This is a genomic window from Streptosporangium sp. NPDC000396 (assembly GCF_042898655.1).
In the GTDB taxonomy this organism is placed as follows: domain Bacteria; phylum Actinomycetota; class Actinomycetes; order Streptosporangiales; family Streptosporangiaceae; genus Streptosporangium.
Map to the genome: position 1 here is coordinate 67,843 of NZ_JBIAZA010000021.1, position 21,580 is coordinate 89,422.

Consider the following 21,580-nt stretch of genomic DNA (forward strand, 5'->3'; position numbering starts at 1 on the left):
TGGTCGTTTCGGGGTTGTCTCAGGGGCATGCCGGAGGCGGCGGCGGTACGGCCTGCTGAAGACTTGACGGCGTGCGAACGAAGAAGACGACCATCGCCGCGGCTCTGGCCGGGTCCGTTCTCGTGCTCGCCGGGTGCGGACTGGGCGGCCCGGAGGAGCACGAGAAGACGTCATACGACGTGTCCCAGAAAGTGGTCGCGCTCAAGGTGCAAGGCGACGACGGCGACGTCGTGGTGACCGAATCCGACAGACAGGGGATTCATGTCACGGAAGATCTCACGTGGCGGAAGAGCAAGCCCGCGACGAGGCACGTCGTCAACGGTGACGAACTGGTCGTGACCTACGACTGCCCGCGTGGCAACAGCGTGTGGGGCGGCTCGAAATGCGGTGTGAACTACCGGGTGGAGGTGCCGCGCGGTCTCCGGGTGAAGGTCGCCGTCGATTCGGGGACGGTGACCTTGCGGGCGCTGTCGGGGCCGGTGGAGGCGGTGACCGACTCCGGCGACATCGAGGGCGGCGAGCTGGCGGGTAAGAGGGTTGTCGCCGAAGCCGATTCCGGAGACGTGAAACTGACGTTCGCCGGGCAGCCCGACGACGTCGAGGTGAAGATCGATTCGGGTAACGGGGTCGTGCGGCTGCCGAAAGCCGCCTACAAGGTCACCGCCAGGACCGACAGTGGGGTCAAGAAGATCAGGGTCGACAACGACCCCGCGGCACCGCGGTCGATCCATGTCACCGTCGACTCGGGCGACATCGAGGTGTCACCCGTGTGATCCGGCCGGGGTGCGCGCGCGAGCGTCACCGTGCCCGGTAGGGGTCATGGGGGCACGACGGCTTTCATTCTCCCGTGGAGGTTCCCACGGTGAGCACGATCTTGCCGGTGGTGCGGCCCGTCTCGCCGCGCTCGTGCGCCCTGGCCGCCTGTTCCAGCGGCAGCACCGTGTCGATCTCGACGCGCAGCCTGCCCGCCTCGACCAGCGCGGCGATCGCCTCCATGGCGGCGTAGTCCGGTTCGACAAGCATGGACTCCGCGCGGATGCCCAGTTCCCCGGCCTGGGCGGTGAGCCCTTCGGCCAGATTGGACAGCACGAGCGACACGATGACGCCGCCCTTGCGTAGCGTGCGCAGCGAGCGCGGCCCGTAGTCGCCGCCCATGGTGTCGATCACCACGTCGACGTCCCTGACCGCCTCGGCGAAGTCCACGCTCCGGTAGTCGACGAGTTCGTCCGCTCCCAGGCCGCGCAGGAACTCGTGCTTGGCGCTGCTCGCCGTACCGATGACGTGAGCCCCTCGGGCCTTGGCGATCTGCACCGCGAGGTGACCCACCCCGCCCGCGGCGGCATGGACGAGCACCCGCTGCCCCGCCTCCACCTTCGCGGTGTCCACCAGCGCCTGCCACGCGGTCAGCGCGGCCAGCGGGAGAGCCGCCGCCCGCACGTGGTCGACGCTCGCGGGCTTGCGGGCGAACGTGCGGGCGGGTGCCACGACGTATTCGGCGAACGCGCCGTGGCCGTACGGATAACGCAGCATGCCGAACACCTCGTCGCCCGGCTTGTACAGCGCCGTCCCGAGCCCGACGGCCTCGACGACACCGGAGACGTCCCAGCCGAGGACGAAGGGCGGCCGCCCCAGCGAGCCGCCCGTGGCGCGATGTTTCCAGTCGGTCGGGTTGACCCCGGCCGCGTGCACCCGCACCAGCACCTCGGTCGGGCCCGGTGCGGGCCGCTCCAGCGCTGTCTCCTTCAGCACTTCGGGGCCGCCCAGGACGTCTTGGCTGATCGCACGCATCGTCGTTCCAGTCATGCCGGAAAGCATGCCGAGACCGGATGTCGATCGACAGTGGCCTGATGGCCAATATGTAAAAGGATCAGGCCATGAGCGCAGACGATACGGGGGCCGGCGACCGGTTCGGTGTCACGGATTGACGTACTGGTCGGTGTACGCCGCGGAAGGTGCGATGGGCGTGATCACGTCGATCAGGACCCCGTTGGGATCGGCCACGATGAAGTGCCGCTGCCCGAAGTCCTCGCTCCGCAGCTCCAGCTCGGCCCGCAGTCCCCCGCGGACGACGAGCCGCTCCCACTCCGCGTCCACGTCCTCCACCTCGAAGTTGAGCAGCAGGCCCCGCACGGGAGCGCGATACGCCTCGGGCAGTGTCGGGTGGTCGTGGTCGAGAAGGGCGAGCTCGTACGGCGACGCCCCCGGCCGCCGCAGGCTGACGTACCAGTCGGCCTCGAACGTCGTCTCGAACCCCAGCAGCCCGGTGTAGAAGTCGCGGGACTCCTGGAGCCGTGAGGTGCAGACAACCGGATAGAAGCTGGTCAGTTTCATGCGAACTCCTTCACATACCGTCGGTATGCGAAGGTAACGTATTGGCGTACCATCGGTATGTCAACAGGCGAGGTGCGATGACGAACGTCGGCAGGGCGCAGCAGAAAGAGCGGACCAGGCAGGCCCTCCTGCGTGAGAGCAGGCGCCTGTTCGCGACCCTGGGCTACGGCGCGGTGGGCCTGTCGGAGATCGTCCGCGCCGCCGGGGTCACCAAGGGTGCGCTCTACCACCACTTCGACAGCAAGGCCGCCCTGTTCCGCGCCGTCCTTTCGGAGGTGCAGCAGCAGGTCGCCCGGACGGTGGCCGCGACCGCCGAGGCCCAGGACGATCCGTGGGAGAGCTTCACCGCCGGATGCCGGGCGTTCCTCACCGCCAGCACCGACCCGGACGTTCAGCGGATCATGCTCGTCGACGGCCCCGCCGTACTGGGCTGGAACGAATGGCGCGCGCTGGACGAGGCCGCCTCGGCCCGGCATCTGGCCGAGGCCCTCACCACCCTGATCGAGGGGGGAGTGATCGCCCGGCAGCCGGTCGCGCCGCTGACCCGCCTGCTGTCGGGCGCGATGAACGAGGCGGCTCTGTGGCTGGCGGGGTCGGAGAATCCCGAAGACCTGACCGACACCATGATCGCCCTGTCGCGGATGCTGGAGGCGCTGCGCGTCGGATGAACTCGTGCTTCGCGCGCTCGCGACGCGGCGACCCCGGGCGGCGATGGGCAGCATGATCATCTCTTCACGGCTGCCTGCCGGAGCAATAGTCTGCTTCGCATGATTGATGTGGAACTGCGCGCCTGGCGGCCCGATGACGCGCACGCCGTGCTCGACGCCTTCAGATCCCCGGACATGGCGCAGCAGGCGGCACGGCCGATCGAGACGCCCGAGGCGGCGCTGGAGTGGATGGGGGTGTGGGGGTTCCGGGACGACGCGCAGGCGTTCGCCGTGGTGGCGGGCGGCCAGGTCGTGGGGAACGTCGCGGTGAGCAACATCGACGCGCACGGCAACGGCTGGGTGTCCTACTGGACGTCACCGCACGCCAGGGGGCGGGGAGTGGCCGTGGCCGCGGCACGGAAGCTGGCGGACTGGGCGTTCCGCGAGCGGGGGCTGTTCCGTCTTGAGCTGGGTCACCGGCTCAACAACCCGGCCTCGTGCGCGGTGGCGACCAGAGCGGGGTTCCTGCCCGAGGGGATCGAGCGGGCCAAGCTGTGCTACGAGGGCGTGCGGTACGACGTGGAGCGGCACGCCCGCCTGGCCACCGACTGACCGGCTGACCGATCGCGTGTCAGCGGCACCCTCGATGGGGTGTCCTCTGCCGCGCGGGTGGTGAGGGGAACGAGGTCACAGGGCTTTGAGCCCGGCGAGCACGTCGCGGAGCAGGCTTTCGCGCGGGAGCGAGACGGTGGGCACGGGAAGCCGGATGGTGATCAGGCCGGAGTCGCGCAGATCGCCGAGCAGCACCCGGAGCACCCCGATGGGAAGGCCGGTCTCCGAGGCCAGCTCGGCGACGGAGACGGGCGTACGGCAGGCATTGACGATCAGAGTATGTTCGGGAGGCAGGTCCGCCCGAGGGGGGTTGGCCACCACCACCGTGGCGACCAGGTCGAACTGCGCCCCGGGGGCCCGGGTTCGGCCCCGGGTGAGCGTGTAGGGGCGGACGATGGGCCCGGCGTCCTGGTCGAGCCAGCGCTCGGTCATTCCGCTCCCCTCTCCTGCTCCCCGCGGCGCCATCCGCTCTGGAAAGCGGCCAGCATGGCGCTCGAAGCCGATTCCGGCGCGTCGTCCGTCGCGGTCCGCCGCTCGGGTACGGCCTGCCGTACCCGCTTGGGAAGCCCGATGTCGGTGGTGGCCTGTTCGAGCTCGGCCGTGTGGGTGACCTGGGGCCCGGACGAATCGACCACCAGCTCGCTCGGCAGGAGCACGATCGCCGTGGTTCCGCCGAAGGGGGACGGGCGCAGGGAGACGCGGATGCCGTGCCGGGAGGCGAGCTGCGTGACGACGAACAGGCCGAGCCGGTCGCTGTCGGCCAGGTCGAATTCCGGGGGACTGGCCAGCCGTTCGTTGAGCTGGGCCATTTCGGCGGAGGTGATGCCGAGCCCGCGGTCCTCGACCTCGATGGCGTAGCCCTTGGCCACCGCCTCGCCGTTGACCTGCACCGTGGTGTGCGGAGGCGAGAAGATGGCGGCGTTCTCCACAAGCTCGGCCAGGAGGTGGATCACGTCGGTGACCACCGTGCCGATGACGGCGGGGCCGGGGGGCACGTTCACCGTCACGCGCTGGTAGTCCTCGACCTCCTCGATGGCGGCGCGGACCACGTCGTAGATCGCGACCGGTACCCGCCAGCCTCGGCCGGGAACCGCGCCGGACAGGATGATCAGTCCCTCGGAGTGGCGGCGCATGCGGGTGGTCAGATGGTCGAGGCCGAACAGGTCGTCGAGGGTGTCCGGGTCGGTGGCGCGCTGCTCCATCGCCTCCAGCATGGCGAGCTGCCGGTGGAGGAGAGACTGGCTGCGCCTGGCCAGGTTCACGAAGACCTTGTTGACGTTCTTACGCATCTGGGCCTGGCCGACGGCCGCCTCGACGGCGGTCTTCTGGACCGAGGAGAACGCCTCCCCGACGCTCACGATCTCGGTGGTGGTGCCGTGGTTCAGCTCGCCGGCCTCGGAACAGACGTCCTCGCCCCGGCGGAGCCGCTCGACCACGTCCGGAAGCCGGCGGTGCGCCAGGTCCAGGGCCGCCTGCTGGAGGCCGACGAGCTCGGCGCCTATCCGGCGGCCGAACCGCACCGAGACGAAGATGGACACCGCGACCGCGATCAGGCCGAGCCCGCCGGCGACGCCGATCCTGACCAGGATGCCGGCCGCGACCGGCATGGACCGTTCGGTGATGCGCTTGCCGGCGTCCCCGCCGAGCTTGTCGAACGCGTCGGAGAGCTTCGCCGCGACCGTCGCCCAGGAGGCGTTCGGTTTGCCGCCCGCGGTGATGGCGTCTTCGATCTGCTCGAAGGAGGTGTAGGTGGCGGAGCCCTGCAGCTCGCCGTAGGGCGTCTGCAGCTCCTCGTCGAGCTGGGTGAACCCCGTGGAGTACAGCAGCCTGCGACCGGTGACCAGCTCGCCGAACCTGGCGCGATCCTCGGCGTTCATGGTTCCCGCGGCCACGGCGCCGGAGATCAGCGCGGCCTGCTGGCTGAGCATCTCGCGGCTCCGCCCGACCATGACGACGGCGCGGGTCTGGTCGTGCAGGTCGATGTCCGACGTCATCCGGATCTTTCCGTAGACCTCGAAGGCCACCCCGATTATCGAGTTGTAGGCGTCGAGGGTCTGCAGCCGGCCGGCCGCGCGGGTGTCCACCCCGCTGCGGATCTCGGTGAGCCGGTCCATCGCGTTCAACAGCTGAACCAGGTGGTCCCAGACAGCCGAAGTCGTGTTCGCCCGGAGCGCGGGAACGCGCCGTTCCAGCTCCGCCCGCGCGGCGTTCGTCTGGATTCGCTGGGCGTCCAGAGACGTGCGGGCGGCTGCGGAACCGCCCAGGACGGACAGGGACAGGAGCCGCTCGTGCTGGAGCGCGGTGGTCACCGCTCTGGTGGGGAGGATCCCGCTTTCATAGCCGTTGCTGGCGCTGAGCAGGTCCAGGCCGCTTTGAACGGTGAGAGTCGCCGCAAACGCCCAAATAGCTACAAGTGAGACAAGTGGGACAAGCAGGAGGGTGAAAATCTTGACCTTGATCGAGTGTTTGCGGCCGGCCATGGTACCTCGCACTGCAGATATGCGCGATTAGCAGTGGCGAAACCCTAGCAACGCCGGTGATCGGCGACCAGAGATATGGGCGATTCATATTAAGAAAGCCTTTAACGGTATTTGGGAACCTCTGTCCTGTGGGGTGCGTCTTCCATGTCATGAATAGGGAGGCGCCCATGTTGAGGGTCGCGGATCTGGTCGAGCAGGAGGTGGGCCGCGCGGCGCAGGAGGCGCTGGCCCGTGGAGACGAGCTGGTGAGGTCGAGGGCGGTCCAGCTGGTCCGGTTCAGCCCGTCACTGGTCATCGCGGAGGTGGACGACGGCGCCGCGTGCGTGGAGCTTCGGGCCGTCGACGGAGTCCTGCGATGGCACTGCACCTGTCCTGAGGGCCGGAATGGGGGTTTTTGTGCTCACTGCGTGGCAACGGCCCGGTCGGCCAGGAGCAGGGCGAGCGGGAAGGAGGTGTCGACGGGCGTGGCCCGGATCACGTCGTAGGGCCTGGTGACCGTCTCGGGGTAAGCGTTTGACGCACATTGTCTAGTTGTCAGACAATGTGGCCATGAAGCTTGCCGTCGTCGGAGCCGCCGTGCTCTGGGGTACCGCCGGCACCGCCGGACTGCTCGTCGCGGGAGTCGACCCGATCTCCCTGGCCGCCGCCCGCATGGTGGTCGGCGGCCTGGTGCTCGCGGTCGCCGTGGGCCCGGCGATGCGGCTGCTGCCTCGCCGGGACCTGCTGCTGGCCGCGGCGCTGGCCGCGGCCGCCTACCAGCTCTGCTACTTCGCCGCGGTCAGCCGGACCGGCGTGGCCATCGGCACCGTCGTCGCCATCGGCAGCGGTCCCGTCTTCACCGGCCTGCTGTCCTGGCTGCTCGATCGGGTGCCGCCCAGCCGGCGCTGGGCCGGGGCGACCGCGGCGGCGATCGCGGGCTGTGCCGTACTGACCGGCGGGGGAGGCGAGGCGCGGGCGGACGGGATCCTGCTCGCGCTCCTCGGCGGCCTGATCTACGCCTTCTACGCGGTGACGGCGTCCCGGGTGATCGGCGCCGGAGCCCCCTCCAACGCGGTGATGGGCGCGATATTCGGCGGGGCCGCGATCGTCATGCTGCCGGTCCTGCTGTGGACGGACGTGTCCTGGCTCGCCGAGCCCCGAGGCATGGTCGCCGCCCTCTATCTCGGCTGCGCCACCACCGCGCTGGCCTATGTCCTGTACGGCAGGGGCCTGCGCACCACCCCCGTCGCGACCGCCTCCACCCTCGCACTCGCCGAGCCCGCGGTCGCGGCCCTGCTCGGTGTCGTGGTGCTCGGCGAGCGGCTCACGCCCCTCTCGGTCGCCGGGCTGGTGCTGATCGGCGCGAGCCTGGCCACGGTGGCCCTCCCCGAGCGGCGGGCGGTGAGCGCCACCGCGGCAATAGAGTCGTCGGTGTGACCATCCCGCTCCGTCCCGTCTCCGCCGTCAACGCCCTCGCCGACGCCCTGCGCCGGCGGGTCCTCTCCGGCGAGATGGCCCCCGGCACCGCGCTGCCCGAACAGGAACTCTCCGCCCAGTACGGCGTGGCCCGGCCGACCGTCCGGGAGGCGCTGGCCGTGCTCGTGCACGAGGGGCTGCTCAAGCGCGAACGGCACCGCAGCGCGCAGGTGGCCGAGGTGACCGTGGCCGACCTCGAGGATCTGATGTTCGTCCGGCGCCCGCTGGAGGACCTGATGGCCACCGCTCTGGCCGGGCGGCGGGTCAAGGAGGCCGATGACGCCCTGTCGCGGATGGCCGCGCTGCCCGGCGACGCCCCCTGGTCCGATGTGGTGGCCGAGCACATGGCGCTGCACGAGGCGCTGATCGTCGCGGTGGGCAGTCCCCGGCTGGAGCGGCTCTACTCCACGCTGGCCGCTGAGACGCGGCTCGGCCTGGTGCGGCTGCGCTCCGTCTACGCCGACCGGGACGTGCTGGTGGCCGAGCACGAGGAGTTGCTCGACACGATCGGCCGCGGCCCGGTGGAAAGCGCCAGGCGGGCCGTCGCCGCGCACCTGGACCACGGGTGGGGCGAGCCCTGACGGGTCCGGTCGACCGTGGCTGGGGCGAGCCCTGACGGGGCCGGCCGACCACGGCCGCGAGACGCGTCGATCGCCCGACTTGCGCGTTTCTATTGCACCGGATGCCCTGGAGTCGTCAGAATCGCGGCCATGCAGGGCAACTCGGTGCCGGACTCCTACGTATATGTCACCGAAGAAGGCGTGACCCGTCACTACGCGGACGGCAGCGTCGACGCCCTCGCATGGGAGGACGTCGTCGAGGTGAGAGTGGTAGGAGACAGCAACTCGGACATCCTGTACATTCTTCTAGATCGTGACGGCCAGGGCTGTGTGGTGCCCAGGTCGGCGACCGACACCAGCTTCCTCGCCCGTCTTCGATATCTCCCCGACTTCGATCTCGACAGGCTCGGCGCGGCAGTGGACGTCGCGCGCGACGATTATGTCGTCGTCTGGCGCAGTCCCGAACCTCCGTCCGCCCTGCCGGATTTTGAATACGACTAATCGGCGGTTCTTCGGCGATTTAGGGCGGTTAAACCTACATGTTTGGACCGTTCCGTCAAGATGTTCTGTCTGCCCTGCTTAGGCCAGTAGTGGACAGTAGGACGCTATTCCCCTGCTGAATCTTGATCACTAGGATTTCCCTGTGTATCCGCGCTCCTGGTGCATTCGAGAAAGCTGTCAACCAATGAAACGAGATGCGCGTCTCGTTATCTGTTAATGCTGGGGCATCTGGGTGGGGTGGTATGAGGGTGGGGACAGAGGAGCCCGCTGTCGCGCTCCTCGATGGTGTGGTGCGCACCGCTCCGAGCATCTGGACGCGGTCCTATGCGCGGATTCTGCTGGCTGGAGACCTCGCGTGCGCGGTGGTCGCCTGTGAGACGGTTCTGGGTATCCGGCTCTGGTTCGGTGCCTACATTCCCGGGACGGAGGCACTGCTGGGACTCGGCTTCGCCCTGGCGTGGCCACTGTCGCTGGCTCTGGCGGGCGCTTACCGCAAGCGCGCGCACGGCGAGGGAACGGAGGAATTCCGGGCGGTTTTCGATGGAGGGGTCGGATTGACGGCCGCCGTCGCGATCGGGGCCTACGCGACCCAGACGACCATCGCCCGTAGTTTCGTCATGGCGATGTTCCCGCTCGCCCTTCTTCTCACGGTCGTCTTCCGATACAGGATGCGAAAGCGGCTCCACCGGCGGCGGTCCCTCGGCGAATACATGCGCCAGGTGGTCGCCGTCGGGCACCGGGAGTCGGTGCTCGACCTGGTGATGCAGCTGCGCAGGCAACCGCATCACGGCATGACCGTGGTCGCCGCGTGCCTGCCGTCGGACCTGGAGACGCTGGACGTCGACGGGGTCCCGGTGCTCGGAAGCTTCTCTAACGTCGCCGAGGTGGTGACCAAGGTCAGCGCCGACGCCGTCGCCGTACTGGCCTGTCCCGAGCTGGACGGCGCGGCGCTGCGCAGGCTCGCCTGGGGCCTGGAGGACGCCCGCACCGACCTGTTCGTGGCGCCCGCGCTCATGGACGTGGCCGGTCCGCGCATCAGCATCAGCCCCGTGGCCGGGATGCCGCTGCTGCACGTCGAGCACCCCGAGTTCAACGGTGTGAAGCGGCTCGCCAAAAACCTCTTCGACCGGGTCGGCGCGGCACTGGCGCTGCTGGTTCTGGCCCTGCCCATGCTGGTCATCAGCGCGCTGATCCGCGCGACCAGCCCGGGTCCCGCGCTGTTCCGGCAGGTCAGAATCGGCAAGGGCGGCCGGGAGTTCAAGGTCGTGAAGTTCCGCACCATGGTCGTCGACGCCGAGCGGCTGAAGACGACCCTCCAGCGGCAGAACGAGTTCGACGGCGTGCTCTTCAAAATAAGGAACGATCCAAGGATCACCCGCGTGGGTTCCTTCCTCCGCCGCTACTCCCTCGACGAGCTGCCGCAGCTGCTCAACGTGCTCAGCGGGGAGATGTCGCTCGTCGGGCCGCGGCCACCGTTGCCCGACGAGGTCGAGCAATACGGCGAGGACGTGCGCCGCCGCCTGGTCGTCAAACCCGGCATGACCGGCCTGTGGCAGGTGAGCGGCCGATCCGATCTGAGCTGGGAGGAGTCGGTCCGCCTGGACCTGCGTTACGTCGAGAACTGGTCGCTCTTCCTGGACCTGCAGATCCTCTGGAAAACCTGGAGCGCCGTCACCGGCGGAGAAGGGGCCTACTAGCAGTGAAAGCACTCGTGCTCGCCGGGGGATCGGGCACCCGGCTGCGGCCGATCACCCACACCTCCGCCAAGCAACTCGTCCCGGTGGCCAACAAGCCCGTGCTCTTCTACGGGCTCGAAGCCATCGCCGCCGCCGGGATCCGCGAGATCGGGATCGTCGTGGGCGACACGCAGGCCGAGATCCAGGCCGCCGTCGGCGACGGCTCCGCGCTGGGCCTGCAGGTGACCTATCTCCGCCAGCAGGCCCCGCTCGGGCTCGCCCACGCGGTGCTGATCGCCCGCGACTACCTCGGTGACGACGACTTCGTCATGTACCTCGGCGACAACTTCATCGTCGGCGGCATCAACGACATCGTGGAGCGGTTCACCCGCGACCGGCCGGCCGCTCAGATCATGCTCACCCAGGTCGGCGACCCACGGCAGTTCGGTGTCGCGGAGCTCGACCCCGCCGGCCGCGTGGTCGGCCTGGAGGAGAAGCCCGCCGAGCCCAAGAGTGATCTCGCGCTCGTCGGCGTCTACTTGTTCACCCCCGCGATCCACGAGGCGGTGGCCGAGCTCAAGCCGTCCTGGCGGGGCGAGCTTGAGATCACCGACGCGATCCAGTGGCTGATCGAGGCGGGCCACCCGGTCGAGTCCACCGTCATCTCCGGCTACTGGAAGGACACCGGGAACGTCACCGACATGCTTGAGGTCAACCGGCTGGTCCTGGAGTCCCTGGACGGACGCGTGGACGGCCGGGTGGACGGCGTCAGCGAGCTGATCGGCCGGGTGGTCGTCGAGGAGGGCGCCACGGTGGAGCGCTCTCGCATCGTCGGCCCGGTGATCATCGGTGCCGGAGCCCGGATTCTGGACAGCTACATCGGCCCCTTCACCTCGATCGCGGCCGGCTGCACGATCAGCAACAGCGAGATCGAATACTCGATCGTGCTGCCCCGGTCCTCCATCTCCGGAGTGTCCCGGATCGAGGCCTCGCTCATCGGCCACGACGTCGAGGTCACCCCCGCCCCCAACACCCCCAGAGCCCACCGCCTCGTGCTGGGCGATCACAGCAAGGTCCAGATCAGTTCATGAAGGTCTTGGTCGTCGGTGGGGCCGGATTCATCGGCTCCCACTACGTTCGCATGCTCGTCGCGGACGGCATCGCCGTGACGGTTCTCGACAAACTCACCTATGCCGGCAACCCGGCGAACCTGGAGGGGGTCGTCCACACCTTCGTGCACGGTGACATGTGCGACGCCGGGCTCCTGGCCGAGGTGGTGCCCGGTCACGACGTCGTCGTCAACTTCGCGGCCGAGTCCCACGTGGACCGGTCCATCGAGGGCGCCGGGGAGTTCGTGCGGACCAACGTCCTGGGCACGCAGACCCTGATGCAGGCCTGTCTGGAGGCGGGCACCCCCCGGGTGGTGCAGGTGTCCACCGACGAGGTGTACGGATCGATCGACGTCGGCTCCTGGGACGAGAGCGCGCCGCTGCGGCCGCGCTCGCCGTACTCGGCGTCCAAGGCGGGGGGTGACATGATCGCACGCGCTTACGCGATCACCCACGGCCTTCCGGTGTCCATCACGCGCTGTGGCAACAACTACGGGCCCTACCAGTATCCGGAGAAGGTGATCCCCCTCTTCGTCACCAACCTCCTCCAGGGGCGCAAGGTCCCGCTCTACGGCGACGGCGGCAACATCCGCGACTGGATCCACGTCGACGACCACTGCGCGGGCATCCGGCTCGTCGCCGAGCGGGGTGAGCCCGGCGAGGTCTACCACATCGCAGGTACGGCGGAGCTGACCAACACCGAGCTGACCACCCGGCTGCTCGCGGCGTGCGGCGCCGGCTGGGACATGGTCGAACACGTCGAAGACCGCAAGGGGCACGACCGCCGCTACTCTCTCGACGACTCCCGGCTGCGGGCCCTCGGCTACCGGCCGCGCGTCCCGTTCGACCAGGGGCTGGCGGACACCGTCCGCTGGTACGCCGACAACCCGGACTGGTGGAAGGCCGCGGCCGAAGGCGGGAGACGGCGGGAGGACGGCGTGCTCGCGGACGCGGGCACCGCGCCGAGGGCCGGGGAGACCGCATGAGCCGGTGGTTGATCACCGGTGCCTCCGGCATGCTCGCGACCGAGCTGCTGGGTCGCCTGAAGGCCGAGGGGGAGGCCGCCATCGCGTTCGGCCGGGACGAGCTCGACCTTCGCGACGCGCCGGCCGTGCACCATCTGGTGTCGGCGTGCCGGCCGGACATCGTGGTGAACTGCGCGGCGTGGACGGCGGTGGACGACGCCGAGACGCGTGAGGCCGAGGCGCTGGCCGTCAACGGGCACGGGGTGCGGGCACTGGCCGAGGCGTGCGGGCGCCTCGGCGCGCGGATGATCCAGCCCTCCACCGACTACGTCTTCGACGGGACCGCGCTGAACCCGTACCCCGAGGACGCGCCGACCTGTCCGGTCAACGCCTACGGGCGCACCAAGCTCGCGGGCGAGCGCGCCGTGCTGGAGGTGCTGCCGGACACCGGCTACGTCGTGCGGACCGCTTGGCTGTACGGCGCGACCGGCAAGAACTTCGTCCGCACGATCGCCGGCATCGAGAAGGCCAGGGAGACCCTGGACGTCGTCGACGACCAGCTGGGCCAGCCCACCTGGGTCGGTGACCTGGCCGGCTGGATCACGGAGCTGGGGCGCGCCGACGCCCCGCCGGGGGTCTACCACGCGACCAACTCCGGCCAGACGAGCTGGTACGGCTTCGCGAGGGAGATCTTCACGCTGATCGGCGCGGACCCGGAGCGGATCAGCCCGGTCTCCTCCAAGGAGTTCCCGCGTCCGGCGCCGCGCCCGGCCTACAGCGTGCTGGGACACGACCGCTGGAGCCGGGCGGGGCTTTCCCCGATGAGGGACTGGCGAGAGGCGTTGCGGGAATCCGATGTGCTCGTCAACGGCTAGAGGCCGCGAGGCCGTCGTAGTAGGCCTTACACGCGCGGTAGTCCGGCAGCAGTCCCGCGTCCAGCGCCTCTTTGAGGGTGGGCGCGGCGGCGTCCTTGTCCGACAGGACGGGCACGAGGCCGGCCGGCCACTCGATCCCGATGGCCGGGTCGAGCGGGTGGACCTCGTGCTCGCGTCCGGGGGCGTAGGGCTGCGAGCACAGGTAGACGATCGTGGCCTGCTCGCTGAGCGCCATGAAGGCGTGGCCGAGCCCTTCGGCGATGTAGAGGCCGCGCCGGGACTCGTCGTCCAGGCGCACGGCCTCCCAGTGGCCGAAGGTGGGCGAGCCGACGCGGATGTCCACGACGACGTCGAGGATGGCGCCGGACACGCACATGACGTATTTGGCCTGGCCGGGCGGCACGTCCGCGAAATGGATCCCCCGGAGGACGCCGCGCCCGGAGACCGAGCAGTTGACCTGGGCGAGATCCAGCCGATGCCCGACCGATTCCCGCAGGTCGGCGGAGCGGTAGCTCTCCAAGAACGCGCCGCGTGGATCGGAGTGGATGCGTGGTGTGTGACACCACATTCCGTCGATGCTCAGGGGTTCCATGGGCCGAAGCATGCCACAGCGGTGCTTTGTAACACCTCCGAAAGATCGGGCGAAAACCTAGGGTTCGCGCTCGATGAATTGATCTTGTCAAAGACCGGTCGAGCCGCGTTGCGCGGCGAGGGAGTGTATTGATGACAACCTGCCGGCTGTGCGGCTCGGCGAGCCTGGCCAGCGTCGTCGATCTCGGGGCGACACCGCCCTGCGAGCGGTTTCTCACCGCTGAGCAGCTCGATGAGCCCGAGATCACCTATCCGTTGCACCTGAGGGTGTGCACCGGCTGCTGGCTGGCGCAGATCCCCCCGCTGATCACCCCGGAAGACACCTTCACCGAATACGCCTACTTCTCGTCCTACTCGACGTCGTGGGTGGAGCACGCGCGGGAGTTCGTGGGCGGTGCGGTCGAGCGGCTGGGGCTGGACGACGGCTCGTTCGTGGTCGAGGTGGCCAGCAACGACGGATACCTGCTCAAGCACGTGGTCGACCGGGGGATCCGGTGCCTGGGCATCGAACCGTCGAAGAACGTCGGTCAGGCGGCGAGAGACAAGGGCGTGCCGACCGTCACGGCGTTCCTCGGTCCCGAGACCGGCCTGACGGTACGGCAGGAGCACGGCCCCGCCGACCTGGTGGTGGCCAACAACGTCTACGCGCACATCCCCGACGTCATCGGGTTCACCAAGGGCCTTCGCGCGCTCGTGGCGGACGACGGGTGGGTCTCCATCGAGGTCCAGCACCTGCTCACCCTGATGGAGCACAACCAGTACGACACGATCTATCACGAGCACTTCCAGTACTACACGGTCGCGTCCGCGCGACGCGCCCTGGCCGCCGGCGGCCTGTCCCTCGTGGACGTCGAGCTGCTGCCGACCCACGGGGGCTCGATCCGGCTGTGGGCGCGACCCGAGGAGGTGGCGGGCGAGCCCGGCGGGCGGGTGGACGAGGTGCTCGCCGCGGAGAAGGCCGCTGGCCTGCACGAGCTGGCCGGATACACCGAGTTCGCCGCGAGGGTGGCCCGGGTGCGGCGGGACCTGCTGAAGTTCCTCGTCGAGGCCGCGGAGCAGGGTAAGACCGTGGTCGGCTACGGGGCACCGGGCAAGGGCAACACGCTGCTCAACCACTGCGGGATCCGCGCGGACCTGCTGTCCTACACGGTGGATCGCAACCCCTACAAGCACGGCAGGTTCACCCCGGGCACGCGGATCCCGATCCTGCCGCCCGAGCGGATCGCCGAAGACCGGCCCGACTACGTGCTCGTCCTGCCGTGGAACCTCCGCGAGGAGCTCACCGGCCAGCTGTCCTTCGTCCACGCCTGGGGAGGCCGCCTGGTCTTCCCGATCCCCAGCCTGGAGATCGTCGAGGTGAACCCGTGAAAGTCGTCCTCTTCTGCGGGGGGTACGGAACGCGCATGCGCACCGGCACCCCGGGTGACGCGCCCAAGCCGATGCAGCTCGTCGGCCCTCGGCCGCTCATCTGGCATGTCATGCGCTACTACGCGCATTTCGGCCACACGGAGTTCGTCCTCTGCCTGGGCTACGGGGCGCACCACATCAAGGACTTCTTCCTGAACTACCAGGAGACGATCTCCAACGACTTCGTCCTGCGCGGAGGCAAGGTCGAGCTGCTGTCCACCGACATCTCCGACTGGTCGATCTCGTTCGTGCAGACCGGGATCGAGTCGCCGATCGGCGAGCGGCTGCGCCGGGTCCGCGACCACCTCGACGGCGACGAGATGTTCCTGGCCAACTACGCCGACGTGCTCACGGACGCGCCGCTGCCGGAGATCATCGACCGCTTCGCCGCGTCCGACGCGGGCGCCTCCATGATGGTCGTCCCGCCCTCGGACACCTTCCACTGCGTCGAACTGGGCGAGAACGGGACGGTCGGCGGGATCACGCCGGTCAGCCAGATGCCCCTCTGGGTCAACGGCGGATACTTCGTGCTCCGCCAGGAGATCTTCGACCACATCCCGCCGGGCGGAGACCTCGTCGCGGACGGATGCGCCGAGCTCGCCAAGCGCGGCCGGATGCTCGCCTACCCCCACCGCGGCTACTGGCGGCCGACCGACACGGTCAAGGAGCGGGTCGCCCTCGATGAGGCGTACTCGCGCGGCGAGCGGCCGTGGGCGCTGTGGGAGCGCGAACCGGCGGTGCCGACCGCATGATCGGATTTCGGCCGACCAGCGCGAAGGGGGTCGCGCTGCTCGCCGCCCACTGCGACGACATCGCCATCGGCGCGGGCGGCAGCCTGCTGACCCTCTGCTCCGCATATCCCGGCATGAAGGTGGACGCGCTGGTGCTCTCCGGCGGCGGCACCGAGCGGGAGGAGGAGGAACACGCGGCGCTGACCGCCTTCTGCCCCGGTGCCGACCTGCGGCTCACCGTGCTGAAGCTGCCCGACGGAAGGCTGCCCGCCCACTGGGACGAGGCGAAGGGCGCCGTGGAGGACCTGCGCGCCCGGACCGACCCCGATCTGCTGTTCGCACCGCACCCCGGAGACGCCCACCAGGACCACCGGGGCCTGGCGCGGTTGGTCCCCACGGCCTTCCGCGACCACCAGGTGCTCGGCTACGAGATCGTCAAGTGGGACGGCGATCTCGGGCGGCCCCCGGTCTACCAGCCGCTCGCGCCCGAGGTGGCCGAGGCGAAGGTGACCCTGCTCCAACAGCATTACCCCTCACAACGACAGCGCCCCTGGTACGACCGCGAGGCGTTTCTCGGGCTGGCCCGCATCCGCGGAATCGAGTGCCATGCGCGCTACGCGGAGGCGTTTCACGTGAACAAGTTGACTCTCGATCTGGCTGGAGGATGAACCGGATGCGCGTGCTGCTCACCGGGCACCAGGGTTACCTGGGAAGTGTGATGGCCCCGGCGCTCGCCGAAGCGGGCCATGAGGTGGTCGGCCTGGACTCCGGGCTGTTCGCCGACTGCGTCCTGGGCCCCGCGCCCGACGACCCGCGCGGCCACTCGGTCGACCTGCGAGACGTCACCGCCGGCGAACTGGCGGGCGTGGACGCCGTGGTGCACCTCGCGGCGCTGTCCAACGACCCGCTCGGCGCGCTGGCGCCCGAGCTGACCTACGACATCAACCACCACGCCTCGGTACGCCTGGCCCGGCTGGCCCGCGAGGCGGGCGTGCGCCGGTTCCTGTACGCCTCCACCTGCTCGGTCTACGGCGCCTCCGGTGGTGACGGCCTGGTCGGCGAGGACGCGCCGCTACGCCCGGTGACCCCCTACGCCGAGTCCAAGGTCCGGGTCGAGGACGACCTGGCCGAGCTGGCGGACGGCGACTTCACCCCGGTCTTCCTGCGCAACGCCACCGCCTTCGGGTTCTCGCCCCGGTTGCGCGCGGACATCGTGCTGAACAACCTCGTCGGGCACGCGCTCCTGTCGGGGGAGGTGCGGGTGATGTCCGACGGGACTCCGTGGCGGCCATTGGTGCACGCCGAGGACATCGCGGACGCCTTCGTCATGGCGCTGGCCGCCCCCCGGGAGGCCGTGCACGCCAAGGCGTTCAACGTGGGCACCGAGCAGAACAACGTGACCGTGGCGGAGATCGCCGCCGAGGTCGTCGAGGCGGTTCCCGGCTCCCGGCTGGTGATCACCGGTGAGGCCGGAGCGGACCCGCGCTCCTACCGGGTGGACTTCTCCCGTGTCCGCGCCGCGCTGCCCGGCTACCAGCCGCGGTGGACGGTCAAGGAGGGCGCGGTCGAGCTGGTGGAGGCGTACAGGCGGTTCGGCCTGACCGAGCGGGACTTCCAGCACCGCTTCACCAGGCTCGCACGACTGTCGGCCCGCCGTACGGCTGGCACCGTCGACGACGCGCTCCGGCCGCGCGAGGTGGTCGCCAGTGACGGGTGACACCACGGGACGTGAGATGCACGCCCTGGTCGAACGCCTCTACCCCCTGTGCCGGAGCATCACCGGCGACGGGGTGCGCCGCACGCTGGAGATCGTCGGGGAGTCCGTCCCGCTGCGGATCCACGAGGTGCCGACGGGGACCGAGGTCCTCGACTGGACGGTGCCCAAGGAGTGGAACATCCGCGACGCCTACATCAAGGACGCCTCGGGCACCCGCGTGGTCGACTTCGCCGAGTCCAACCTCCACGTGGTCGGCTACAGCGTTCCGGTGTCGGCCACCATGACACTGGACGAGCTGCGCGGGCACCTGCACACGCTGCCCGAGCAGCCCGACCTGATCCCGTACCGGACCAGCTACTACGCGGAGACCTGGGGCTTCTGCCTCCGCGAGAACACCCTGGCGAGCCTGCCGGACGGCCGCTACGAGGTCCGGATCGACTCGACTCTCGTCGACGGCCACCTGACCTACGGCGAGCACGTGATCCCGGGGCAGGTCTCCGACGAGGTGATCATCTCCTGCCACGTGTGCCACCCCTCGCTGGCCAACGACAACCTGGCGGGCATCGCGGTGGCGACCCGGCTCGCGCGGCGGCTGGCCGAGACCCGCCCCTGGTATACCTACCGGTTCCTGTTCATGCCGGGCACCATCGGCGCGATCACCTGGCTGGCGCGTAACCGGGAGCACGTCGGGAACGTCAGGCACGGGCTCGTGCTGGCCTGCGCGGGAGACCGCGGCGCGCTGACCTACAAGCGCAGCAGGCGCGGGGACGCCGAGATCGACCGGGCGGCGAGACACGTCCTGCGGGCCTCCGGGCGCGAGCACGAGATCGTGGACTTCTCTCCGTACGGCTACGACGAGCGCCAGTTCTGCTCACCGGGCTTCAACCTGGCCGTCGGCTCCCTGACCCGGACGCCGTACGCCGGCTACCCCGAGTATCACACCTCGGCCGACAACCCGGATTTCGTGTCGCCGGAGGCGATGGCGGACACCCTGGAGACCTGCTGGGAGATCACGCAGGTCCTGGAGCGCAACCGCCGCTATGTCAACCTCAGCCCGTACGGCGAGCCGCAACTGGGCAGGAGGGGCCTGTACGGGTCGCTGGGAGGACGCAGCGACACCAAACAGGCGCAGATGGCGATGTTGTGGGTGCTGAACCTCTCCGACGGAGAGCACAGCCTGCTGGACATCGCGGAACGGTCCGACCTGCCCTTCGCCGCCGTGGCGGATGCGGCACAAGCCCTGCGTGGTGCGGGATTGCTCAAGGAACAGGTGAGATGAAGCGGTTGCAGACCGCCACGGATCCCGGGACGCTCAACCTCCGGGTTGGCGAGATGGTGGAGGTGCTCAGCGAGGCCGAGATCAGGGCCACGCTGGATGAGAAAGGCGAACTGGACGAGCTGCCGTTCATGCCGGAGATGCTGGCCTTCTGCGGGCAGCGGCTCACCGTGCACAAGGTGGCGTACAAGCTCTGCGACACGATCAGCCGCAGCGGGATGCGGCGGATGGAGCGTGCCGTACATCTGACCGGGGCCCGCTGCGACGGGCAGGCGCACGGCGGCTGCCAGACGGCCTGCCAGTTTTACTGGAAGGAGGCCTGGCTCAAGAGGGTCGAGCCCGGCGCGCCCCCGATGCCCACGCCCTCCGGCGGACGCCCTGACCCGGCGCTGAACGGCTCGCGCGGTCTCGCGGCTGGCCGGCCCCTCCTGCCGATCCTTGAGAAGGCCGCCAGGAAGGAGCCCGGTCCGGACGGGGAGGAGCGCTTCTCCTGCCAGGCGACCGAGCTGCTGCGGGCCGCGCCCACCTGCCTGCCTCTCAAGGACGTCCGGCAGTACGTCATGGACGTGCGCACCGGCAACGCGAGCACGTTCTTCGCGTTCCGCGCCCTTCTCGTCGGGCTCTTCAACCGATTCCAGGACCGCAGCAGGCGGGTGCTGCCAAGCTGGCTGCGGATCAAGGGCGGTCTCCGGTGGGGGTTCGTCAAGGGCCGGCTCGTCGGTGCGACGCCGAGCGGCACCCTCGACCTCCAGCCGGGAGAGCTCGTCCGGATCAAGTCCAAGGAGGAGATCGTCAAAACCCTCAACCAGGACCTGCTCAATCGCGGGATGGGGTTCGAGGAGGAGATGGCGCGTTACTGCGGGCAGACGGCACGGGTGCTCTCAAGGGTCGATCGGTGCATCGACGAGAAGAGCGGCCAGATGCTCCGCATGAAGTCCCCCTGCATCGTCCTGGAGGGCATCGTCTGCGCGGGTGCGTACACCGCCAGCTGCCCGCGGGAGTTCATCCCGTTCTGGCGGGAGATCTGGCTTGAGCGGGTCGAGGTACCCGCCTGACCGGATCAGGGCACGACGGGCGGCGGCGGTCCGGCCGGTGAACGGTGAAAGGTAAGACAATGGAAGACAGACAGGGCGCGGAGACGGTGGCGGACGCGGAGGCCGGGCAACCGGGCGAGGCCACCTCCCAGGTCGGGGAGATCGGCCGCCAGGCCGGTCGCGGGCTCCGCTGGAGCGTGCTGGGCAATCTGGTGATGAAGGTCGGCTCGTTCGCCATGAGCCTGGTCCTCGCCCGCCTGCTGGTGCCGGAGGATTTCGGCGTCTACGCCATCGCACTGTCCGCGAGCCAGTTCGTCATCTACATCAACGACGCGGGCATCATCGCGGCCACCGTGCAGTGGCGGGGCAAACTTGAGGACATGGCACCCACGGCGACGGTCGTGGCCATCGCCTCCAGCACCGCCCTGTACGGGTTGTTCTGGATCATCGCGCCGTTCTTCGCGCAGATGTCCGGCAGCGAGAACGCCACCTGGGTGATCCGCGTCCTCACCGCCACCAACCTCGTCTACGGCCTGACCGCGGTGCGCAGCGCGGCACTCCTGCGCAGGTTCGAGCAGGACAAGCTCACCAAGGCCAACCTGGTGGGCTTCCTGGTGAACGCCCCGGTGTCGATCGTGCTCGCCGCAAACGGCGCCGGGGCCTTCAGCTTCGCCTGGGGGCAACTGTGCGGTGCCGCGGTCACCGGGGTGCTGGTGGTCGCCTTCGCCAGGGTGCGGATCGGGTTCGGCCTGGACCGTGCGACAGCCCGGAAACTTCTGGTCTTCGGGCTGCCGCTCTGCGTGAGCCTCGGCATCGAGGGGGTGTTGCTGAACGCCGACTCCGTCATCGTCGGTGACGCCCTCGGCCTCACCCTGCTCGGCTTCTACCTGCTGGCCTTCAACATCTCCAGCTGGGTGCCCGGTCTCGTCGGCACCGCCGTACGGTATGTCGCCCTGCCCAGTTTCTCCCGGCTGGCCGAGGAGAGCCGGGAGTCGATATCCGCGGGGGTGCAGCGGGCGGTGCCGCTGCTGTTCTCCATCGTGGTGCCGTTCGGCGTGGTCCTGGGGACCCTCGCGCCGGCGGTGGTGGTGTTCCTGTACGGCGAGCGCTGGGCGCCCTCCGCCGAGGTGCTGCGGTTCCTGGCGATCCTGATGGTCGTGCGGATGCTGACCGCCCTGGCGGTCGACATCCTGGCCGCGCTGGGCGCCACCAAGTCCACAGTGTGGCTCAACCTGGGCTGGGCGGTGACGCTGGTGCCCGCGTTGATGGTCGGCGCACGCGTGGACGGCATCCGCGGCGCGGCGATCGGGCACGCGGTGGTCGCCGTCGTCGTCGCCCTGCCGCTGGCGGCGCTGGCCCTGCACAGGGCGGGAGTGGTCCTCGCCCCGATCGCCTCCGCCCTGGTGCGCCCGCTGCTCGGGGGCGCGCTCGCGGGGGTCGTCATGACGTTGCTGGCACACGTCGTCGACGGCGCTCCGCTCGTTCAGCTGGTCGTGGCGGGCGGCACGGGACTGCTCGTCTTCGTCCTCGTCGTCGTGCCGCAGGCCGTGCTCAAGCAGCTGGGCGGCCGGGTGACCGAGCTGATCCCCGCACGCTCCCGATGAACCGAGAAG

General features: G+C 69.5%; 23 protein-coding genes. 18 read left to right on the forward strand and 5 right to left on the reverse strand.

What is annotated here, in order from left to right; genetic code table 11:
- Positions 1 to 71 precede the first annotated feature (71 nt).
- Positions 72 to 773, forward strand: coding sequence for a DUF4097 family beta strand repeat-containing protein (locus ACFY2X_RS30350; RefSeq protein WP_389944743.1), 702 nt, complete (start codon positions 72 to 74; stop codon positions 771 to 773).
- A 64-nt stretch (positions 774 to 837) separates the two neighbouring features.
- On the opposite strand, the gene ACFY2X_RS30355 is transcribed toward ACFY2X_RS30350, so the two are convergent.
- Positions 838 to 1,803 carry an NADP-dependent oxidoreductase gene (locus ACFY2X_RS30355; RefSeq protein ID WP_389944746.1) on the reverse strand — a complete coding sequence of 322 codons (966 nt, stop codon included), beginning with the start codon at positions 1,801 to 1,803 and terminating at the stop codon, positions 838 to 840.
- 111 nt (positions 1,804 to 1,914) lie between these two features.
- A complete protein-coding gene (locus ACFY2X_RS30360) occupies positions 1,915 to 2,331 on the reverse strand; it encodes a VOC family protein (protein ID WP_389944749.1) in 417 nt (138 codons plus the stop codon).
- 77 nt (positions 2,332 to 2,408) lie between these two features.
- Between ACFY2X_RS30360 and ACFY2X_RS30365 the strand changes: the two genes are divergently transcribed.
- The gene (locus ACFY2X_RS30365) at positions 2,409 to 2,999 is read left to right on the forward strand and encodes a TetR/AcrR family transcriptional regulator (protein WP_389944752.1); all 591 of its coding nucleotides are present in this window, start codon (positions 2,409 to 2,411) and stop codon (positions 2,997 to 2,999) included.
- 99 nt (positions 3,000 to 3,098) lie between these two features.
- The gene (locus ACFY2X_RS30370) at positions 3,099 to 3,590 is read left to right on the forward strand and encodes a GNAT family N-acetyltransferase (RefSeq protein WP_389944755.1); all 492 of its coding nucleotides are present in this window, start codon (positions 3,099 to 3,101) and stop codon (positions 3,588 to 3,590) included.
- A 75-nt stretch (positions 3,591 to 3,665) separates the two neighbouring features.
- On the opposite strand, the gene ACFY2X_RS30375 is transcribed toward ACFY2X_RS30370, so the two are convergent.
- Positions 3,666 to 4,022 (reverse strand): DUF742 domain-containing protein, encoded by a 357-nt coding sequence (locus ACFY2X_RS30375; protein ID WP_389944758.1) that lies wholly within the window; start codon positions 4,020 to 4,022, stop codon positions 3,666 to 3,668.
- Positions 4,019 to 6,070, reverse strand: coding sequence for a nitrate- and nitrite sensing domain-containing protein (locus tag ACFY2X_RS30380; RefSeq protein WP_389944761.1), 2,052 nt, complete (start codon positions 6,068 to 6,070; stop codon positions 4,019 to 4,021). The genes ACFY2X_RS30375 and ACFY2X_RS30380 overlap by 4 nt, the downstream gene beginning before the upstream one ends.
- A gap of 167 nt (positions 6,071 to 6,237) precedes the next feature.
- Between ACFY2X_RS30380 and ACFY2X_RS30385 the strand changes: the two genes are divergently transcribed.
- The 8 genes from ACFY2X_RS30385 to rfbD all read left to right on the forward strand — a co-directional run bounded on the left by ACFY2X_RS30385 (position 6,238) and on the right by rfbD (position 13,211).
- Positions 6,238 to 6,555, forward strand: a complete 318-nt coding sequence (locus ACFY2X_RS30385) for a hypothetical protein (RefSeq protein ID WP_389944764.1) — start codon at positions 6,238 to 6,240, stop codon at positions 6,553 to 6,555.
- 64 nt (positions 6,556 to 6,619) lie between these two features.
- The gene (locus ACFY2X_RS30390) at positions 6,620 to 7,486 is read left to right on the forward strand and encodes a DMT family transporter (RefSeq protein ID WP_389944766.1); all 867 of its coding nucleotides are present in this window, start codon (positions 6,620 to 6,622) and stop codon (positions 7,484 to 7,486) included.
- On the forward strand, positions 7,483 to 8,106 hold the full coding sequence (locus tag ACFY2X_RS30395; RefSeq protein WP_389944769.1) for a GntR family transcriptional regulator: 624 nt from the start codon (positions 7,483 to 7,485) through the stop codon (positions 8,104 to 8,106). Before ACFY2X_RS30390 ends, ACFY2X_RS30395 begins: the two co-directional genes overlap by 4 nt.
- A gap of 129 nt (positions 8,107 to 8,235) precedes the next feature.
- Positions 8,236 to 8,586: a hypothetical protein gene (locus ACFY2X_RS30400; RefSeq protein ID WP_389944772.1), complete on the forward strand. Its 351-nt coding sequence runs from the start codon at positions 8,236 to 8,238 to the stop codon at positions 8,584 to 8,586.
- A 242-nt stretch (positions 8,587 to 8,828) separates the two neighbouring features.
- The gene (locus tag ACFY2X_RS30405; protein ID WP_389944775.1) at positions 8,829 to 10,283 is read left to right on the forward strand and encodes a sugar transferase; all 1,455 of its coding nucleotides are present in this window, start codon (positions 8,829 to 8,831) and stop codon (positions 10,281 to 10,283) included.
- Positions 10,284 to 10,285: 2 nt separating this feature from the next.
- Positions 10,286 to 11,353, forward strand: coding sequence for a glucose-1-phosphate thymidylyltransferase (locus ACFY2X_RS30410; protein WP_389944778.1), 1,068 nt, complete (start codon positions 10,286 to 10,288; stop codon positions 11,351 to 11,353).
- On the forward strand, positions 11,350 to 12,357 hold the full coding sequence (gene rfbB / locus ACFY2X_RS30415) for a dTDP-glucose 4,6-dehydratase (protein WP_389944781.1): 1,008 nt from the start codon (positions 11,350 to 11,352) through the stop codon (positions 12,355 to 12,357). The genes ACFY2X_RS30410 and rfbB overlap by 4 nt, the downstream gene beginning before the upstream one ends.
- Positions 12,354 to 13,211, forward strand: coding sequence for a dTDP-4-dehydrorhamnose reductase (rfbD, locus tag ACFY2X_RS30420; protein ID WP_389944784.1), 858 nt, complete (start codon positions 12,354 to 12,356; stop codon positions 13,209 to 13,211). Before rfbB ends, rfbD begins: the two co-directional genes overlap by 4 nt.
- On the opposite strand, the gene rfbC is transcribed toward rfbD, so the two are convergent.
- The gene (gene rfbC, locus ACFY2X_RS30425) at positions 13,201 to 13,803 is read right to left on the reverse strand and encodes a dTDP-4-dehydrorhamnose 3,5-epimerase (RefSeq protein ID WP_389944787.1); all 603 of its coding nucleotides are present in this window, start codon (positions 13,801 to 13,803) and stop codon (positions 13,201 to 13,203) included. The two genes, rfbD and rfbC, sit on opposite strands and share 11 nt — an antisense overlap.
- A 131-nt stretch (positions 13,804 to 13,934) precedes the next feature.
- Here rfbC and ACFY2X_RS30430 point away from each other — a divergent pair, with 131 nt between their 5' ends.
- From ACFY2X_RS30430 to ACFY2X_RS30460, 7 genes are read left to right on the forward strand one after another with little or no spacing between them, the layout of a single operon-like run.
- Positions 13,935 to 15,170: a class I SAM-dependent methyltransferase gene (locus tag ACFY2X_RS30430; protein WP_389944790.1), complete on the forward strand. Its 1,236-nt coding sequence runs from the start codon at positions 13,935 to 13,937 to the stop codon at positions 15,168 to 15,170.
- The gene (locus ACFY2X_RS30435; protein ID WP_389944793.1) at positions 15,167 to 15,961 is read left to right on the forward strand and encodes a sugar phosphate nucleotidyltransferase; all 795 of its coding nucleotides are present in this window, start codon (positions 15,167 to 15,169) and stop codon (positions 15,959 to 15,961) included. The genes ACFY2X_RS30430 and ACFY2X_RS30435 overlap by 4 nt, the downstream gene beginning before the upstream one ends.
- Positions 15,958 to 16,608, forward strand: coding sequence for a PIG-L deacetylase family protein (locus tag ACFY2X_RS30440; protein WP_389944796.1), 651 nt, complete (start codon positions 15,958 to 15,960; stop codon positions 16,606 to 16,608). The genes ACFY2X_RS30435 and ACFY2X_RS30440 overlap by 4 nt, the downstream gene beginning before the upstream one ends.
- 5 nt (positions 16,609 to 16,613) lie before the next feature.
- Entirely contained in the window at positions 16,614 to 17,657 is a 1,044-nt protein-coding gene (locus tag ACFY2X_RS30445; protein ID WP_389944799.1) for an NAD-dependent epimerase/dehydratase family protein, read from the forward strand.
- Positions 17,647 to 18,936 (forward strand): DUF4910 domain-containing protein, encoded by a 1,290-nt coding sequence (locus ACFY2X_RS30450; RefSeq protein WP_389944802.1) that lies wholly within the window; start codon positions 17,647 to 17,649, stop codon positions 18,934 to 18,936. The genes ACFY2X_RS30445 and ACFY2X_RS30450 overlap by 11 nt, the downstream gene beginning before the upstream one ends.
- Positions 18,933 to 19,988, forward strand: coding sequence for a hypothetical protein (locus ACFY2X_RS30455; RefSeq protein WP_389944804.1), 1,056 nt, complete (start codon positions 18,933 to 18,935; stop codon positions 19,986 to 19,988). Before ACFY2X_RS30450 ends, ACFY2X_RS30455 begins: the two co-directional genes overlap by 4 nt.
- A gap of 59 nt (positions 19,989 to 20,047) precedes the next feature.
- Entirely contained in the window at positions 20,048 to 21,571 is a 1,524-nt protein-coding gene (locus tag ACFY2X_RS30460) for an oligosaccharide flippase family protein (protein ID WP_389944807.1), read from the forward strand.
- The last annotated feature ends 9 nt before the right edge of the window (positions 21,572 to 21,580 follow it).

What these genes read in the sequence shown, in the direction of transcription:
- ACFY2X_RS30405 (WP_389944775.1), top strand. Translation starts at nt 8,829, where the DNA reads ATGAGGGTGGGGACAGAGGAGCCCGCTGTCGCGCTCCTCGATGGTGTG.
- ACFY2X_RS30365 (WP_389944752.1), top strand. Translation starts at nt 2,409, where the DNA reads ATGACGAACGTCGGCAGGGCGCAGCAGAAAGAGCGGACCAGGCAGGCC.
- ACFY2X_RS30390 (WP_389944766.1), top strand. Translation starts at nt 6,620, where the DNA reads ATGAAGCTTGCCGTCGTCGGAGCCGCCGTGCTCTGGGGTACCGCCGGC.
- rfbB (WP_389944781.1), top strand. Translation starts at nt 11,350, where the DNA reads ATGAAGGTCTTGGTCGTCGGTGGGGCCGGATTCATCGGCTCCCACTAC.
- ACFY2X_RS30455 (WP_389944804.1), top strand. Translation starts at nt 18,933, where the DNA reads ATGAAGCGGTTGCAGACCGCCACGGATCCCGGGACGCTCAACCTCCGG.
- ACFY2X_RS30445 (WP_389944799.1), top strand. Translation starts at nt 16,614, where the DNA reads ATGCGCGTGCTGCTCACCGGGCACCAGGGTTACCTGGGAAGTGTGATG.
- ACFY2X_RS30385 (WP_389944764.1), top strand. Translation starts at nt 6,238, where the DNA reads ATGTTGAGGGTCGCGGATCTGGTCGAGCAGGAGGTGGGCCGCGCGGCG.
- ACFY2X_RS30355 (WP_389944746.1), bottom strand. Translation starts at nt 1,803, where the DNA reads ATGACTGGAACGACGATGCGTGCGATCAGCCAAGACGTCCTGGGCGGC.
- rfbD (WP_389944784.1), top strand. Translation starts at nt 12,354, where the DNA reads ATGAGCCGGTGGTTGATCACCGGTGCCTCCGGCATGCTCGCGACCGAG.
- ACFY2X_RS30380 (WP_389944761.1), bottom strand. Translation starts at nt 6,070, where the DNA reads ATGGCCGGCCGCAAACACTCGATCAAGGTCAAGATTTTCACCCTCCTG.
- ACFY2X_RS30370 (WP_389944755.1), top strand. Translation starts at nt 3,099, where the DNA reads ATGATTGATGTGGAACTGCGCGCCTGGCGGCCCGATGACGCGCACGCC.
- ACFY2X_RS30460 (WP_389944807.1), top strand. Translation starts at nt 20,048, where the DNA reads ATGGAAGACAGACAGGGCGCGGAGACGGTGGCGGACGCGGAGGCCGGG.
- ACFY2X_RS30375 (WP_389944758.1), bottom strand. Translation starts at nt 4,022, where the DNA reads ATGACCGAGCGCTGGCTCGACCAGGACGCCGGGCCCATCGTCCGCCCC.
- ACFY2X_RS30360 (WP_389944749.1), bottom strand. Translation starts at nt 2,331, where the DNA reads ATGAAACTGACCAGCTTCTATCCGGTTGTCTGCACCTCACGGCTCCAG.
- ACFY2X_RS30430 (WP_389944790.1), top strand. Translation starts at nt 13,935, where the DNA reads ATGACAACCTGCCGGCTGTGCGGCTCGGCGAGCCTGGCCAGCGTCGTC.
- rfbC (WP_389944787.1), bottom strand. Translation starts at nt 13,803, where the DNA reads ATGGAACCCCTGAGCATCGACGGAATGTGGTGTCACACACCACGCATC.
- ACFY2X_RS30400 (WP_389944772.1), top strand. Translation starts at nt 8,236, where the DNA reads ATGCAGGGCAACTCGGTGCCGGACTCCTACGTATATGTCACCGAAGAA.
- ACFY2X_RS30440 (WP_389944796.1), top strand. Translation starts at nt 15,958, where the DNA reads ATGATCGGATTTCGGCCGACCAGCGCGAAGGGGGTCGCGCTGCTCGCC.